This is a genomic window from Methylobacter sp. (assembly GCF_023227905.1).
In the GTDB taxonomy this organism is placed as follows: domain Bacteria; phylum Pseudomonadota; class Gammaproteobacteria; order Methylococcales; family Methylomonadaceae; genus Methylobacter_A.
In genome coordinates, this window is the sequence record NZ_JALOCF010000074.1 from 1 (window position 1) to 16,570 (window position 16,570).

Below are 16,570 nucleotides of genomic sequence, written 5' to 3' on the forward strand. Positions count from 1 at the left end.
CTATGGCGAAGATACCGCGGAAAAGCCAAAATCGCTGTGGCTGTTTTTTAATGCGCCGCCATTCTGGGCGGCGGCTGTTGCGGTAATACTGAATGTTAACGGTTTAATTGCTCCAGTTTGGTTTTCCGGGGTGTTGCAAAAATTATCCGCCAGCGTAGTGCCGTTGATGCTGTTCTCCCTGGGGTTGGCCTTAAGTTGGAAAGCGGTAAGCGTTCGTAATGTCCCGTATGTTATCCCTGTGATAGTCATTAAGATGGTGCTGATGCCGCTGTTTGCAATGCTTTTGGCCCGGCATTTGCCTATGGCGTTCGAATACCGGGCGGCGGCAGTACTCGATCTGTCGATGCCGAGCATGTTGTTGGGTATTGTTTTTTGCGACCGCTACCGCCTGGATAGCTCGTTGTATGCGATGGCGGTAACGATAACGACGGTAATCAGCCTGGTTACGCTGCCGTTCTGGCATAGCGTGCTGATGAATTCAATCAACAGTTAAATCGATCACTTAAGCAAAGAGTTATTCACCATGAACCCAACCCTAGAAATATTCTCCCAAGGCGAAGAAGTTATTACCGGGCAAATCATCGATACCAATGCGGCTTGGTTATCGGAGCAAGTTGTCGCCATGGGCTTTACGGTAACCCGGCACACTGCCGTAGGCGACAAGCTTGATGATCAGATAGCCTTGCTGCAGGAAATTTCAGTACGCGCGGATTGCTGCATTTGCACCGGGGGACTCGGGCCGACCAGTGATGATTTGACCGCCGAGGCTGCCGCCAAAGCGTTCGGCCTGTTGTTGGAATTCGATGAGGTTGCCTTTGAGCAGATCAAACGGTTTTTTACGCTCAGAAACCGGATCATGCCCGAATCGAATCATAAGCAGGCCATGCTTCCAAAAGGCTCCGAGCGCATTGACAATACCTGGGGCACCGCGCCGGGGTTTTCCCTGCAAGCCGGGCGCTGCTGGTTTGCCTTTATGCCCGGCGTGCCTATGGAAATGCGCCATTTATTTCTGGAATCCATACAGCCAACGCTGTCAAGCCGGTTCATATTGCAACCTGGGAAGTTAATCACTATTAAAACCTTGGGTATCGGCGAATCGGCTATTCAGGAACGCATCAGTGCGATTGAAATCCCGCCCCAAGTTGAGTTGGGTTTTCGGGCAACTACCGACGATGTGCAAACCAAATTGCTGTTTCCGCATGATTATCCTGAAATCGCCATGGCCGTATTGGTAGCGGAAGTTGCCGGGCAGTTGGGCGACAATGTTTTTGCCATTGATGGTTTGAGTCAGGAGGGCGGTGATCTGGCTTTTGTGGTCGACCAACTGATGGCTATCGGAAAACACACGCTGGCCGTAGTTGAAACCGCCAGCCAGGGCTTGTTGGCGGCCAAGTGCATAGGCGCAGACTGGCTGCTGGAAACACGGTATGAGCAATCTCTGGACAAGCTGGCGCAAAAACTGGGGATTGCGGTAAATGCCGACGATTTGAGCGCAACCGCGCAGGCCATCGCCAGCGAAATACAAAAAACAAGCACCGCCGATTTTGCGCTGGTTCAGCTCTACGCCGGGGATAGCAAAACATTTCACGACAAAGACCAGGCCATTATTCTATATAATACGCTGCTGACTGGAGACGGATTTCATCAAACCACCCATTCAGTGGCCGGCCCTATCAAACGCAAGCAAAATCAGGCGGCGTTACTGGCACTGGATTTATTACGACGCTATTTACAACATAAAGAACTTTAAGATGCCCTTATTACGATTGTCCAACGTTTCCATCGCTTATGGAACTCATGCTTTATTAAACAATGCCGAATTCCAGCTGGATGCTGGAGAGCGAGTAGGCTTGTTAGGCCGCAACGGCGAGGGTAAATCAACCTTGATGAAGATTATTGCCGGTAATGTCCAGCCCGATCACGGCGATATTTGGCAACAACCGGGCTTAAGGCTGGCCTGGCTGGAGCAAACGCCTGACTTGCCGGATGACGCAACCATTTACGATGCAGTGGCCGGCGGCTTGGGCGAACTGGGCGAGTGGATTACTCGTTATCACGTGATGTCGTTAACCATGGACTACGATGACGACAAGGCCCTGAATGAATTGGGCGATTTGCAGCATAAACTTGAAGCCCATAACGGCTGGCATTTTCAGCAGCGGGTTGAAACCACCTTAAGCAAACTGGATTTGCCCGGCGAATTGAAGATCAACGGCCTGTCAGGCGGTTGGAAACGGCGCGTAGCCTTGGCAAGAGCTTTGGTAATCGAGCCGGAAGTGCTGCTGCTGGATGAGCCGACCAACCACCTGGACTTTGAAAGCATTACCTGGCTGGAAGAGCAAATCCTGAACTTTCAAGGCGCAGTATTATTCGTGACCCATGACCGGTCGTTCCTGCAAAAGCTGGCGACCCGGATTATCGACCTGGACCGCGGCAATCTGGTGTCCTGGCAGGGCACTTATGACGATTATCTGGCCCGCAAAGCCGCAGCCCTTGAAGATGAGGCCAACCAAAACGCCGAGTTCGATAAGAAGCTGGCCGATGAAGAAGTCTGGATCAGGCAGGGCGTAAAAGCCCGGCGCACCCGTAATGAAGGCCGGGTCAGGGCGCTGGAGAAATTGCGCAATGAACGCGCACAGCGCCGCAATACTCAAGGCACCAGCAAAATATCCCTGGACCGGGGCGATGCCTCCGGTAAAAAAGTCATCGAAGTCAACAACATCAGCTTTGCTTACGAAGACCGGCAGATTATCAAGCATTTTTCCACACTGATTCAGCGCGGCGACAAAATCGGCCTGATCGGCGCTAACGGTGCCGGTAAATCGACGTTGTTGAAACTGCTGTTAAAACAATTGGAACCCGATACCGGTACGGTAGAGCAGGGTACTCGACTCGAAATCGCCTACTTCGACCAGTTGCGCGATCAACTCGATCCGGAAATGACGGTCGCCGATACCGTTGCCGACGGCAATGATTTTGTCGAAATCGCCGGTAACCAACGGCATGTCATGTCGTACTTGGGCGACTTCCTGTTTGCCCCGGCCAGAGCGCGCTCGCCGGTAAAAAGTCTGTCGGGCGGAGAGAAAAACCGCTTGCTGTTGGCGCGGCTATTTACCAAACCGGCCAACCTGATCGTCATGGACGAACCGACCAATGACCTGGATTTGGAAACCCTGGAGCTGCTCGAAGAAAAGCTGGTCGACTTTGACGGCACCTTGCTGCTGGTCAGTCATGATCGGGCTTTTCTGGATAATGTCGTGACCAGCGTTTTTGTGTTGGACGGTTCAGGCGAAGTCGATGAGTTTGTCGGCGGTTACAGCGATTGGTTGAATCATGCCAAGCTCGCTAAACAGGCGGAAAAGGCCAAGGCATCCAAGCAAGAAAAACCGGCAGCGCAGGCTGCCGCGCGCACTGGAACCAAAAAGAAACTCAGTTTTAAGGAGCAGCAGGAACTGGATAAACTGCCGGGACTGATCGATGAACTGGAAACTCGGCAAACGGAGTTAAATCAGCAGATCAGCGAGCCTGAGTTTTACAAAAAAGATCAGGTTGTCGTTGCCAGGACTCTGGAAGAACTGAAACAGATCGATGAAAAACTGGAGCAAGTTTATAAGCGTTGGGATGAGCTGGAAGCGTTGACCGAAGAGAGTGGCGGCTAACAACAATGGGTGCGCTCCGTGCATTGCGGTATCTCTTGCATCCACACAGCCTAAGCGAAGGACATTGCGCTTTAGCGCAATATCGATTATTCTACATGGCTTCTCGTGGTCTACGGGAAGCCAAATATAGGAGAGATGGCCGAGCGGTCGAAGGCGCACGCCTGGAAAGTGTGTATACGGCAACGTATCAAGGGTTCGAATCCCTTTCTCTCCGCCAACACAAGTAACTGATTGAAAAGGAAAATGATTTTTCCTGTCGTAGCTCAAAAGCAGCGTTTGCTACAAACGCTTGCTACAAAACGGCTGCGATTATGTCTAAAATTCCCTACTTGCTTCGTCGTGGTAACACATTCTATTTTCGAATAGCTGTTCCCGCCGAATTGCGCGAAAAATTCAAATGCCGAGAGGTGATTCAAAGTTTAAAAACCGAAAGGAGAACTGAGGCTGTTCCATTGGCTTTAGGGCTTGCCTCTGAGGTTACAGAAATGCAATGAGCAAATAAAAATGTTTAGACATTTTGAAACAGAATGGAATTTTTCGGCAATCCTTACAGTAGGGGAAGTCTTTGTTTAACTATGTTTAATTAAACTTCATTTGATTTTTCGGTCAATTTTTGTTTTCTTTTTTATTATTTTTTGATTTCGTTCGCCTTGTCTAGCATTTTGCATAAGCGTATAATTTTATATAAAGAAGTCCTAAACCCATATTCATATAGATGATGGGTTGGGGGTTCTTTTTTTGCGTCTCACAAAAATAACTACAAAAATTAATCCAGGTGGAAAAAATGTCTGATAACAGTCTTAATACGATTTTCAATGGTTTTGACGGCGAAATTATAGATATTAAGCTTGCAATTAATGATGTAAATAAGCCTTCGCAGGATGATATTATCAAACAAATGAAAAATATCATCGAAGCATACGGTCAAGGTCAAACAACAGAATTCGTTGATTATTAATGTCAAGTAACAGATTTAAGTCAATCATTGCGGCATCACAATTATATTTTCAAACTAGTGGTATAAAGACGCCATTTCTTGCCCCTATACCAATTACTTGTAAAAAAACGGGTGGCTGGAGTTTTAGCCAAAGTAAACCATCTAAAGGATTAGCAGACGCTGTTCAGTCAATTGTTGGGAAGAGCGTGTTAATTCAAGAATTCGATGCCAATGATGCTCCAAATGTTGATGGAATGCTCGTTGAGCAGGCTGATAAGGCTATTATTTTTGTAAATAAAGGGTTGAATTTTTGCTGGCGTCGCTTTTTTGTTGCAAAAGAGTTAACCCATTTATTGATGAATCATGGCGATTCTGACTGTAGAGCTGGAAGTTCTGATGATGTAAAAGAAGTGATTCAGAATTTTTTCACAAAGAATTTGTTTGGCTCCAATGCTCAACATAAAAATACTGAACATGAAGCTATGTTCATAGCTGTTGAATTATTGTTTCCAAATCAACTAAGGCAACTGACATATACCGAGATGTTATTGCCTAGAGAAATCGCACAAAAAGTTAAAGTGCCTGAAATTGTTATAGCATCAAGGTTTTATCCAAATATTGATGACTATTTTGAACGTGAAATATACAGCGCATCTTGGTATGAGTCTGCAATAATTAGTGAGCGTGTCAGTCGCGCACATTAAGAGATGCAGAAATAGAATATAAAGAACCCTCTAAAAGAGGGTTTTTTTGTTTCTACTAGAAACAGCTCTTTGAGCAAGCCAGACTGTTTGTTCGAGTCGCGGTTCGATCGAATTGGCGATAGAATGAAGCTGTAATGGAGACTTGCTACAAAATTCTCTTTGGTATTAACAAAATAAGATATGAATCAATAGGTTACTTATTTCATTGCGGAATCTCTTTCTCTCCGCCATATAACGCGCTGATTTATTTAAAAAATTAATATTTTTAAATAAACAATTGGCGGTTGATGGGCGGTTTGATCACCATATCAGTCCCCAATATCTGCCATTTCAGTTTCCTGTCTTACCCATAGCAGTTCCGTTATCTCATCAATCCTTTTAAATGTATTTCACTGCGCAGTTGAAGATCAATGATTCTGGCGGGTACTCGGCGCTTGACGACAAGATTCAACATTGAAATAGCACGCTACTGGTTAGTATTAGTAGCAAATTAACTGTTAGTAAGCGATTAAGCGGTTTTCCCAGGCATTTATTCCAGTATGTGTTTACTATTCTGGATAAGAGCTGATTTTGGCTCTAGATGAAGCCGAGGGTGGTGATGTCGGAGTGAATTCCGGCAGAAGTGAAAGCAATAATAAGTAACAGCTGGGATTTTTCGAATTGTATAGTTAAAGGGTCTAAAAGACGCTCAAGGCTGTATAGCCTTAAGCGTCTTAGAGATTGAGCGGTTCAGATGGCTCATTCGCATGATAATTGTCCGGATTTACCTCTTTTACGAGTCATGCTAATGTTGCTGGCAATAGCTGAAGTAGCAAACAACGCAGATGAGATGATGAATTCGCCTGAAATAAAGCCCAACAGGCCCGTTATAAATACCGTTCCGGTTAAAATGTCTTTGTAAAAGTCGTTCATGAGTAGATTCCTGTATAAAGTTGAAAAGGTTTTTAAAATTACGACTCAACTATAGTAAAGGTCGCTATTATTAACAATAACATCATGAGTAGATGGATTGTTTCCTCATTTGATGCATTAAATTCATAAAACGTTCATATAACTCATGTAAAAGGTTAAAAAAAATTAATACCGAAGTGTTTTCAATATTAATTTTTGACGTTAATCCTGAATAAAATAATCATCGCAGTGCTTTAACTAAGTGCTCGTAAATTGAGCTCTTTAAGTTGTAATGATTAGTGTCAACATATTGGGAAACTCAAAGAACAGGGTTGACATTGCCAGAGTGCGGCTATAAAATACACTCAGCTTGAAATAGTTTTACCGTTATGCTTATCTTTACGAAGTTCTTCATGTAATTGTTCGTCCTGTTATCATTAAGTAATTCTTTAATTTCCCAGCTCCATCGGTCTTTATGAGACTTCAATTACTACAAATTAGGATTACACTAAATGACTACAGGTATAGTTAAATGGTTTAACGCTGAAAAAGGCTTCGGTTTCATTCAGCAAGAAAACGGCCCAGATGTTTTTGTTCACTTTCGTAACATTAACAGCTCAGGCTTTAAATCTCTTGATGAAGGACAGAAAGTACAATTTACTGTCACTCAAGGACAAAAAGGCCCGCAAGCAGAAGAAGTAACAGTCCTCTAAATTGCGTGCAAAAAAACCGTAGCTCTTTCGGGGCTGCGGTTTTTTTATGCCTGTCATTAAGCGAATCGACCAATTCTTGCCGTTACATTTATTTCAAGCTTATCGGCATTGAAAAATAATTCGTCTTTGCCTTGTGCCAGCTGAAATGTTGATTTTGCGTCCGCCACAACTTATTGATTTGTCGGTTTATTCGAAAATAAATCAGCATCTTAAATAGTTTAGCGCGTTTATTATGCACAGGGATATTCATCCGTCCGGCTTGACAAATGATGCTCCAATTATCCCGGATAAACGATATCATTCCAGCCTCTTGCTAAACCATTAAAAATTAGCGCTATCAGTTTGCATGATAATGTCTCCATAACGATAATCAGTGAAGAGAAAAAACATGGTTGCATTTGCAAATCCACTAACGCAACAAATCACCGACTTTATTTCCGGCATAGGCATCCCTGTACAGGCAGGAGATGTTCCTGATAATGTTATTTTGCCCGGTATTTTGATTGATAAGGGCGTATTGGTGGTGGACGAAACCAAGTTGAAATATCCTGGAGATTTATTGCACGAGGCTGGGCATTTAGCGGTGATGGAAGGCGTGCAGCGTAATATTTTATATAACGATGTCAGTAAAAATGCCGGCGATGAAATAGCCGTGTTGGCATGGTCATGGGCGGCCTTGGTGCATTTAAGCCTGCCGCCGGAAGTTGTATTTCATCCCGATGGCTATAAAGGCGAGTCGGACTGGCTGATAGATATTTTTAGCAACGGTAGCAATCTGGGAGTGCCACTGTTGCAGTGGATGGGGTTAACTGCTGAGCCAAGCAAAGCCGAGAAATTAGGCTGGAAGGCGTTTCCACAAATGCAACGTTGGTTAAGAGAATAATTCTGCATTAGCTAGCTGTTTCGAGTATAACCCACCTAAAAGATGAATTTTAGGAATCGCCAATCCTTGAAAGTTTCAACAGAACCCAACTGATCCAAATAACAGAGTTTACACCCGGCTTTCAGTTGGGCGGAGCACTTGGATAGGCAAACCCAGATGAGTTCTCAGCCTCATACACGATATTTGGGAAGGGGTAGAGAGGTGGCGAGCGTCCGTCACCTCAGGTCCATAAAACAGCCTTACTCGATTACACAGTTTTTAATTATGGGTTCTGCTTGGGTTAACGTGTGGCGAACCTGTTATTCTTAAGCAAACATGATCTCATAGTAGAGTTTGTTATCATTAGAGCCCGGGTTGATTGATAATATAGGCCCCATGAGCCATTGATGCTGTCCCAATTCAGCATGCTCAACAAGATAAATATCTTGCAGCAACAGCATGTCAGGCGGTCCGGTAAAAACCAATGATAACGGAGTGCGAAATTGTTCCGGTATATTGCGGCGCGGTAATTCCGCCACATCGATTAATTGCAAGTCGATTAGACCTGCTTGTGTGTGTATTGTGAAGTTTGTGCCCACTAACGGAGAGGCTTGTTCAAGACTAAGATTCATGGCTAACCTTTAGATAGAGTTGCGTCAAAAGTCGACGGCGTGCATGATAGCAGAAAAAATATTTTAAACTTCGTAAAAAAAACTTATAGATATGTCGCCGCCCGACTTTCATTTACGTTCCGTTCATGAGCGCGATCAAGAATTTATCGACACACTTTATCGTTCAACCCGCGAAGATTTGCTCATGTTGCCGATGGATACGGTCTTTGTCGACAGCTTGGTTCGATCTCAGCAGCAGATTCATGCACTTGGCGTGCAGCGGAACTATCCAAATGCTCAAACCAAAATTCTCGAGTCTCAAAGTCAAGCGCTGGGGCGCATGGTATTCGAACACACGACCGGCGATATTCGCCTGATCGACATTGCCGTCCTGCCTAGCGCTCAAAGACAGGGTTTGGCGCGGTATATGTTGCAGTGCCTTCAACAAATGGCCGGAACCCATCAGGCAAGCTTGAGTTTGCGCGTAGTCAAAAATAACCTTAAAGCGCGCAGACTCTATCTTTCTGCCGGCTTCCAAATTGTTGACGAAGACGAACTGAGCGAACAGATGCGCTGGCGAGCTGGAATTGCGGTATGAAACAGGCTACCCACTATTTGCGTTTGCCGTTCGAATTCGACCTGGCCGCATTGCAAATCGATTTGCAGCGCTTAATGCCGGATCAATGGGTGCCTCATTACAATGACCAAGCTGCCGCTGCCGGATATTGGCACTGTCAGGCATTGCGTTCCCCACACGGCCGTAGCGACGATATTCTGGCATTTTCGAACGATCAATTCCTGGATACGCCGCTCTTGGCGCGCTGCCCTTATTTTCGGCAAATCCTGCAACACTTCAAATGCGAAACCTGCGCCGTGCGCTTGATGGCATTGGCGCCCGGTGGCGTCATCCACGAACATACCGATCCGGGAACCAATTTTGAAGATGGCCTGGCACGTTTGCATATTCCTATTATCACCGACCCGGAGGTATTGTTCTGGCTGGATGGCGAGCCGATACATTTTGCCGCGGGCGGCACTTGGTACATGAATGCCAATTGCAGGCACCGGGTTGAAAATCATAGCGCAATGCATCGCATTCATTTAGTGCTCGATTGCATCCCGAACCAATGGCTGACCGATATCTTTAATGCGGCCGGGTTTATTGCCAATCCCGAACCGAAATATGGCGATCCCAATATCACCGATACAAATGTATTGGAAATCATTGCTGAATTGCGGCAATGCGGCTCTGCGGCAGCATTGAGTTTGGCTCATCGATTGGATGCTGTGCGATGCGCTGAATAACCCCTCGATGCTGTAATTAATCGGCAGTATGCAGTTTCACTCCCAATAAAAACAATATTATAGTGATTTCAATTTAAATGAACTACACGGTTAAATGGCTATGTCACTGTCACTGTCACTGGAGTGCAGGCTTAGCCTGCGCTGGCAAGCGAAGCTTCCGCTCCTGCTCATCCTGCTCACGCCCCTTACCTACATCCCTGTAGGCAAAGCATGCACTCCCGCCACGCCTTTAGTAACTAACTGAATTTGAAAACGCTGTAAGAGCAGTGCGCGGCTCCGGGAAAGAAAAACCGGCGTATGTGTTTTAGCGAATACATTCAGTTATCTATCTGTCGACGTCACGGAAACTGCTTGCTGAGCCGATTAGCCCATGATCTTTTTTGTTTTATTTAACGGTATGATCTGCTATCTTTGCGCCGGTCAGCTGACTGTTTGGCTAGAATCAGAGAAATTGAGCCGCAGCACTGACTGTTCCAATTAAGTAAAAATAAATTGCCGCTGTGAATTAAATTCAAACCTTGGTTTTATCTTGCCGATTGGAGTTTGAGTAAAATCGTATTACCGGTAACTAGTGCTTAATTTCAAGAATCAGGTATTTATTGTTTTATGTAAGCTGCTTTTTAAGGATTTTTACTAAAAAACATAACCATTTTGCGTAATTAAATGCTAGGTAACTTTATCGTGCAGCGGTCTATTATCGTTGCGTTTTAATTATATAAAAATAAAAATAGGAATTTATTATGGATGCATTTATGGGAACCATTCTGGCAGTGGGATTTAATTATCCGCCAAGAGGTTGGCTGTTTTGCAATGGTCAAACAGTGCCGATTTCTCAGAATTCGGCAATGTTTGCGTTATTAGGCACCATGTATGGCGGTGATGGGCAGACAACTTTCGGCATACCGGACCTGCGCGGCCGAGTCGTCGTCGGATCACAGGCCCAAGGGCCAGGCTTGTCAAATGTTCAGCAAGGTGAAAAAGCAGGTACAAACAATACGACGGTTATCTCTAACGGTACAGCAACAATATCCCTCACTCAGTCTAATTTACCGGCACATACCCATGCGGCGACGTTAAGTTTAACGGGGTTGTCTGCCACCACTGACATTAAGGTCGGCACTGCCACTAGCGGTGGCGCCGCCGTTGCTACAGCCAACAGTACCTTAACCAGCACTCCGAATAGTCCGCCAAGCTCAATTAGCGCCGCCATTTATTTGCCTTCCGGTACTGCGCAAACGAATCCGGTCTCCCTGGGTGGCGTTACCACCACAGTGACGGGTAGTGGCACAGTGTCAAACGCCAATACCGGCAGCGGCACACCCCTGACGGTTCCGGTCACAACCACTAGCACCATTTCCAACATGCAGCCCTATCTTGGGCTTAACTACATAATTGCCATGGAAGGCATTTTCCCTTCCAGAAATTAAACTGTTAGGCGCGGCTTGGCCGCGCCTTCCTATTTTCTATCCTATCCCATGTTAAATGAACGCCAGTTATTACGCGGCCGGCCCGTTGCCGCCGATGTATTGGTATCGTTGCGCAATTGGTTTCCGATAACCCTGCAGGGCCGGGAAATCGTTTGGCGGCATGTCCCAGACCGCTTTACCGCTTCGTTTTTTACCGATACATTGCAACAGCAAAATCCGGCGCAACGTTATATCTGCCGCACAGAATTCGATTGGCTGAAGCGTCTGGAACCGGGGTTGATGCCGAGCGCGTTTATTTTTCATACCTCGCGTTGCGGCTCCACCTTGCTGACCCAATTATTGTCAACCCTGTCTTGCTGTATTGTGATGTCGGAGCCGCCGGTCATCGATGCCTTCTTGCGTCTGCATCAAACAGAGCCCGAATCCAGTGGCGGCAGCGCCAACCTGAGGCAATTGATCCTGGCACTCGGGCAACAACGCAGTCCCGAAGAGTCGCATTTTTTCATCAAGCTCGATAGCTGGCATATTCAATTTTTGCCGATATTTCGTGCCGCTTTCCCGGATACGCCGTGCTGGTTTCTTTATCGAGAACCGGAAGCCATACTTGCATCCCATCAACGCCAGCGTGGGCCGCAGATGGTGCCCGGCATGGTCACCACGCTGGCGGCAGAAACATTGGAGGTGGGTGATTTGGATGGCTACTGCGCCAAGGTTTTGGCCGGATTTTTCGAAGCGGCGCTTGCCAATGTGGAGAGCTTGCAATTAATCAGTTACCGGCAATTGCCGGATATCCTGTGGCAAGACTTACTGCCCCGGCAAGGACTCGATTGCACTTCGGAGCAGTTGGAGCGCATGAGACAGCGGGCCGGTTTTCACGCCAAAGATCAACGTGTTCATTTCAGTACCGATACGCCGCCGATTTCATCGCATCCGATACTGCAACAACGGGTCGCACCGTTGTATACAGAGCTCGAACAACGTCGTAGCCGTAGTCAATGAATCCGTAGGAGCGGGCCGTGCCCGCACACGGAATGGGGCGTCCTGCGAATCGTAAAAGCGCGCCTTAGGAGCTAAGGATATGGTCAGTAATAATTTTCCGATATGGAACGATGAAATTTTTCCGTTCGCCCTGAGTCCTTCGATAAACTCGGGAGAGCCTTGTCGAAGCCTGTCGAATGAGGTGAGCGGAAAAGTTTCGGGCCTACCGCGTCAAGCCGCTCATGTTTCGACAGGCTAGCGCGAACGGCTTGACGACCGAAAATAGCGATTTCGGGAGTTATTTTTAACCAAATCCTTATTCCCCGGCTTCAGCTTTATTGCTTAGGAATTCGGCCATATCATCGTTTTGTACCCGATGATAGATATTCTCGACTGATAAGGTTAAACCAATGGCTTCGAAAGTAATCTCGTCGCCTAGAAAATAATGTTTCGGCAGCCAGCCTTCGCTTCTTCTTATGACTTGAATGTCCACGAAATCTTGCTGAATCAGCACATATTCTTGCAGGCTGGGGATATTAATGTAGGACATCAATTTGATGGTTTCGTCCGTTCTGCGCGTTGATCTCGATAAAACCTCGACAATAATGATAGGGGTTTCGGTGAAATAGGGCTCCGAATCGTCGAAATGGCAATCGACAGTAACGTCGGGATAATAGAAATTGGAACCGACCCTCACCTTCATATCCGAGCCGAAAGGTTCGCAGGGAGTGTTTTCTAAATGATTGCCGAATTTTCTGTATATGTTTCCCGATATTCTTTCATGATTGGCACTGGCCCCGGCCATGGCATAAATATGACCGTCGATCAATTCATGCTTGACTTCACTAAGCGGTTCGCCTTTCAAATAGTCTTCCGGGCTAATAAGTCCAGTATCTTTTGCGGCTAACATGTCGTTTCTCCAAAATAGTTATCGTGTTTCTTAATTATAACGGGATTCGCTTTTTATCGAATTTTCTCGCAAGTCGGCTTGATCGACGGCGTAAGAATATGGGGTCTACTTCTATGGATAACGTTGTGGGATGGAAGAAGTTGTGTTTAAGATGTTGTGTTGTTACACTGAAACTAAGTACTAGTACTTATATATAACCAATAAGCGTATTCTTTAACTTTAAGGCTTTGCCATCCGTTTAAACGATGCCCCGCTATCATTTTATTTCCGGCTTGCGACGTTCCGGTTCCACCTTGCTGGCGGCCATTCTGAGCCAGAATTCGCGTTTTTATGCGGGCATGACCAGATTAATAAGCTCTCTTTTTAACGCAGCGTTGGCGCAAATGAGTGCCGGCAGTAAATTCGGACCAGTAGACGGCATTGAGCGGTGGAGGGCGGTTCTGCTGAGCGGTTTGTTTACTTCGTTTTATAAGAGATACCCAGATAATGCAGATTATTTTAACCTCCAGCTGGAGAGCATGGCCCGCACCGGATTTAACCCAAGGTGTAATCCCCGTCGGCGTATACGATTGTCCTCTCGATTTGTTCATGAAGTGCTCCCGTTGTCTTTTTGGGCGGCTCTTTGCGCAGCCAAGTCTAGGTCATTACGACCAAACCGCCGGAGCAGGAAACGCTTGTGTCTAAATTGAAACCCCAATGGCTATATAGGCTTTGCAGTGAATGCAAACTAAAAAGCATATTCTGAGCAACCTTTACTTACTTAAGCTGCACAATGCAGCGCTTAAACCAGACTTTCGATAACCCATTATCGCTAATGCAGAGAGTGCCAACATGAAATTTATCAAAACCATGCTTAAAGAAAAATCAGGCGAAATAAATTCAAACCTGTCGGCTCCTGCAACCGATAATGATTTCCTATATAAACCCCGCCGAACCATGATAGCGCTGGAGCCACGCATCATGTTCGACGGCGCGGCGGTAGAGACGGTTGCCGATGCTGCGGCCGAGCCCGCCCCTACTGTACAGGATGCCGCCGCTATAGAGGCAGCCCACCTTGCCGAAGCTGCGGCTGATGTTGCGCCGCCCGCCGTTCAAACCGAGCCGGCGCCGCAACGCACTGAAATCCTCTTTATCGAAAACAACGTTGCCGATTACCAGACCCTGATCGACGGCGCCAAGTCCGGCACGGAAGTGCATGTTCTGGATGCAGGGCAGGACGGCCTGGCGCAAATGGCGCAGATTCTGGATGGACGTAGCGGCATCGACGCCATCCATATCGTTTCCCACGGCTCCGAAGGGGCGCTGCTACTGGGTTCAGTTACGTTAACGGCGCAAAATCTGGATGAGCATGCTACCGAGCTGACCGCCATCGGCAATGCCTTAAGCCAGAATGCCGATATATTGCTTTACGGCTGCGATGTGGGCGAAGGTTCGGATGGAGCGGCGTTTGTGTCGGCGTTGGCGCAAGCCAGCCAGGCGGATGTTGCCGCTTCCAACGATACCACAGGCGCTGCCGCATTGGGGGGAGACTGGAGCCTTGAAACCAGCAGCGGCTATGTTGATGCGAACATTTTTTTCTCGGCTGCCGGCATCGAAAGCTACCATTACGCTCTAGCGACTTTCGATTTTACAGGGGCTTCCGGAGATGGAACAGACACGGTTACTCAAACAGTAGGTAGCATTACGTTAACGGCAACCCTCAACGATGCTGCTACTTGGTGGCTCGGAGATGCCGGCAACGTAGGGGGAACTTCCGGGTCTACGATCGTCGATCAAGGAGATCACACAGCGGAAACCTTTACTTTTAGCAGTGCGGTTGATCTGACTTCATTCCGACTGGCTAACTCAGCTTTCAACTACGATCTAATATTCACCCCCATTGGCGGTAGCAACTCGGTTGTTAATACAACATTTAGTGATCCATCCGCCGCCGCCGCTGGAGCGACCATTACAACCAACTGGACAGGTATAACCGGCTTTACAGTAGCCCAAAGCGGTGGCGGAACCTGGAGCGCTGGGTGGTATGACACTTTTATTTTCGCACCGGCCAATGTCGTCCCCACCTTGACGTCATTTGTATCGACAGTCGACACCGTCAACGAAGACACCGAAGTCGAAATCACGCTGGCCGAACTCAAGGCGCAAGGCGATGAAGCGGACTCGGATGGCACGGTCGACGCGTTTGTCATCAAAGCGGTCAGCACCGGCACCCTCAAGATCGGCACCAGTGCGGGTACCGCCACGGCCTGGGCGGCAGGCAGCAACGACACAGTGGATGGCACCCACCAAGCCTATTGGACGGGCGCACAGAACGCCAATGGCACCTTGAATGCGTTCACGGCAGTCGCCAAAGATAACAGGGGTGCCGAATCAATCACGGCCCGTCAAGTCACAGTCAGTGTCACCGCCGTCAACGACGCGCCGACCGGCCTGGGTAGCCTGACCCTGACGGCGGTCAATGAAGATATCGCCTCGCCATCCGGTGCGGCGATCAACACCTTAACCGGGCTGAGTTTTGCCGACGTGGATTCAGGCTCCAGTTTGGGTGGCGTGGCGGTAGTAGGCAATACCGCTAACAGCAGCACCGAAGGCGTTTGGCAATACAGCACCAACGCCGGTACCAACTGGTACGCGATAGGCGCGGTGGCCGATGACAATACCGCGCTGGCCTTGTCTGCGTCCACGCTGGTACGCTTTGTACCGGTGGCAAATTACAACGGCACGCCGACCGCTCTGACCGTGCGGGCATTGGATAATACCAACGCCAGCGGCTACAGCACGGCGGCAGGTTCGGAAAGCCGGGTTACGCTGAATTCTTCGGTCAATGGCGGCGCCACGGCAATTTCGACCAATACCAACACCATCGGCACCAGCATTACCGCCGTCAACGACGCGCCGGTATTGACCGCAGGCGCTTCGCTGAGCTACACCGAAAACGGTTCGGCGGCAGCCATCGATGCCACGATCACTGTGACGGACGTGGACGATACCCAAATTACCGGAGCCACGGTCACCCTCTCGTCCGGCTTCACCAGCGGCGATACGCTGGGTTTCACCAACCAGAACGGCATCACCGGCAGCTACAATAGCGGCACCGGCGTACTGACCTTGTCCGGCACGGCCAGCAAGGCCAACTACCAGACGGCCTTGCGTTCGGTCACCTATTCCAGTTCGTCCGACACGCCGACCTCATCCTCGGCCAGCCGCACCGTGACCTGGGCTGTGACCGATGCGGCGGCTACCGGTAGCAACGGCGCCCAGACCAGCACCGGCGTCACTTCGACCGTCAACCTCACCGCCGTCAATGACGCGCCGGTATTGACCGCAGGCGCTTCGCTGAGCTACACCGAAAACGGCTCGGCGGCGGCCATCGATGCCACGATCACTGTGACGGACGTGGACGACACCCAGATTACCGGAGCCACGGTCACCCTTTCGTCCGGTTTTACCAGCGGCGACGCGCTGGGCTTCACCAACCAGAACGGCATCACCGGCAGCTACAATAGCGGCACCGGCGTACTGACCTTGTCCGGCACGGCCAGCAAGGCCAACTACCAGACGGCCTTGCGTTCG

17 protein-coding genes and 1 tRNA gene are annotated in these 16,570 nt (G+C 48.3%); 14 read left to right on the forward strand and 4 right to left on the reverse strand.

Annotated elements, in window-relative coordinates:
- The 7 genes from M0R47_RS19760 to M0R47_RS19790 form a co-directional block, all read left to right on the forward strand.
- A partial coding sequence (locus M0R47_RS19760) for an AEC family transporter (protein ID WP_292558061.1) occupies positions 1-493 on the forward strand: 493 nt, incomplete at its 5' end.
- Positions 494-523: 30 nt separating this feature from the next.
- A complete protein-coding gene (locus M0R47_RS19765) occupies positions 524-1,750 on the forward strand; it encodes a molybdopterin-binding protein (protein ID WP_292558063.1) in 1,227 nt (408 codons plus the stop codon).
- A gap of 1 nt (position 1,751) precedes the next feature.
- A complete protein-coding gene (locus M0R47_RS19770) occupies positions 1,752-3,659 on the forward strand; it encodes an ATP-binding cassette domain-containing protein (RefSeq protein WP_292558065.1) in 1,908 nt (635 codons plus the stop codon).
- 129 nt (positions 3,660-3,788) lie between these two features.
- A tRNA-Ser gene (locus tag M0R47_RS19775) sits at positions 3,789-3,876 on the forward strand.
- Between the two features lie 94 nt (positions 3,877-3,970).
- Entirely contained in the window at positions 3,971-4,153 is a 183-nt protein-coding gene (locus M0R47_RS19780) for a DUF6538 domain-containing protein (RefSeq protein ID WP_292558067.1), read from the forward strand.
- Between the two features lie 290 nt (positions 4,154-4,443).
- Positions 4,444-4,617, forward strand: coding sequence for a hypothetical protein (locus tag M0R47_RS19785; RefSeq protein ID WP_292558069.1), 174 nt, complete (start codon positions 4,444-4,446; stop codon positions 4,615-4,617).
- Positions 4,617-5,300: an ImmA/IrrE family metallo-endopeptidase gene (locus tag M0R47_RS19790; RefSeq protein ID WP_292558071.1), complete on the forward strand. Its 684-nt coding sequence runs from the start codon at positions 4,617-4,619 to the stop codon at positions 5,298-5,300. Before M0R47_RS19785 ends, M0R47_RS19790 begins: the two co-directional genes overlap by 1 nt.
- Positions 5,301-6,038: 738 nt before the next feature.
- Here the strand turns inward: M0R47_RS19790 and M0R47_RS19795 are convergent.
- Positions 6,039-6,212 carry a hypothetical protein gene (locus M0R47_RS19795; RefSeq protein ID WP_292558073.1) on the reverse strand — a complete coding sequence of 58 codons (174 nt, stop codon included), beginning with the start codon at positions 6,210-6,212 and terminating at the stop codon, positions 6,039-6,041.
- Positions 6,213-6,703: 491 nt separating this feature from the next.
- On the opposite strand from M0R47_RS19795, the gene M0R47_RS19800 reads away from it, so the two are divergent.
- Together M0R47_RS19800 and M0R47_RS19805 are read left to right on the forward strand one after the other, a co-directional pair.
- The gene (locus M0R47_RS19800) at positions 6,704-6,904 is read left to right on the forward strand and encodes a cold-shock protein (RefSeq protein WP_292558075.1); all 201 of its coding nucleotides are present in this window, start codon (positions 6,704-6,706) and stop codon (positions 6,902-6,904) included.
- A 388-nt stretch (positions 6,905-7,292) separates the two neighbouring features.
- Positions 7,293-7,787, forward strand: a complete 495-nt coding sequence (locus M0R47_RS19805) for a hypothetical protein (RefSeq protein ID WP_292558077.1) — start codon at positions 7,293-7,295, stop codon at positions 7,785-7,787.
- Between the two features lie 305 nt (positions 7,788-8,092).
- Here the strand turns inward: M0R47_RS19805 and M0R47_RS19810 are convergent, their stop codons facing one another.
- Entirely contained in the window at positions 8,093-8,398 is a 306-nt protein-coding gene (locus M0R47_RS19810) for a hypothetical protein (protein ID WP_292558079.1), read from the reverse strand.
- A 91-nt stretch (positions 8,399-8,489) separates the two neighbouring features.
- Here M0R47_RS19810 and M0R47_RS19815 point away from each other — a divergent pair, with 91 nt between their 5' ends.
- The 4 genes from M0R47_RS19815 to M0R47_RS19830 all read left to right on the forward strand — a co-directional run bounded on the left by M0R47_RS19815 (position 8,490) and on the right by M0R47_RS19830 (position 12,108).
- Entirely contained in the window at positions 8,490-8,975 is a 486-nt protein-coding gene (locus M0R47_RS19815) for a GNAT family N-acetyltransferase (RefSeq protein WP_292558081.1), read from the forward strand.
- Entirely contained in the window at positions 8,972-9,682 is a 711-nt protein-coding gene (locus M0R47_RS19820; protein WP_292558083.1) for an aspartyl/asparaginyl beta-hydroxylase domain-containing protein, read from the forward strand. The genes M0R47_RS19815 and M0R47_RS19820 overlap by 4 nt, the downstream gene beginning before the upstream one ends.
- 740 nt (positions 9,683-10,422) lie before the next feature.
- Positions 10,423-11,109 carry a tail fiber protein gene (locus M0R47_RS19825; RefSeq protein WP_292558085.1) on the forward strand — a complete coding sequence of 229 codons (687 nt, stop codon included), beginning with the start codon at positions 10,423-10,425 and terminating at the stop codon, positions 11,107-11,109.
- Positions 11,110-11,157: 48 nt separating this feature from the next.
- A complete protein-coding gene (locus M0R47_RS19830) occupies positions 11,158-12,108 on the forward strand; it encodes a hypothetical protein (RefSeq protein WP_292558087.1) in 951 nt (316 codons plus the stop codon).
- Positions 12,109-12,403: 295 nt separating this feature from the next.
- On the opposite strand, the gene M0R47_RS19835 is transcribed toward M0R47_RS19830, so the two are convergent.
- Both M0R47_RS19835 and M0R47_RS19840 read right to left on the reverse strand, forming a co-directional pair.
- Positions 12,404-12,997: a Uma2 family endonuclease gene (locus M0R47_RS19835; RefSeq protein ID WP_292558089.1), complete on the reverse strand. Its 594-nt coding sequence runs from the start codon at positions 12,995-12,997 to the stop codon at positions 12,404-12,406.
- 347 nt (positions 12,998-13,344) lie between these two features.
- Positions 13,345-13,587, reverse strand: a complete 243-nt coding sequence (locus M0R47_RS19840) for a hypothetical protein (protein ID WP_292558090.1) — start codon at positions 13,585-13,587, stop codon at positions 13,345-13,347.
- A gap of 241 nt (positions 13,588-13,828) precedes the next feature.
- On the opposite strand from M0R47_RS19840, the gene M0R47_RS19845 reads away from it, so the two are divergent.
- On the forward strand, positions 13,829-16,570 hold a 2,742-nt coding region (locus M0R47_RS19845; protein WP_292558092.1), incomplete at its 3' end, for a DUF4347 domain-containing protein.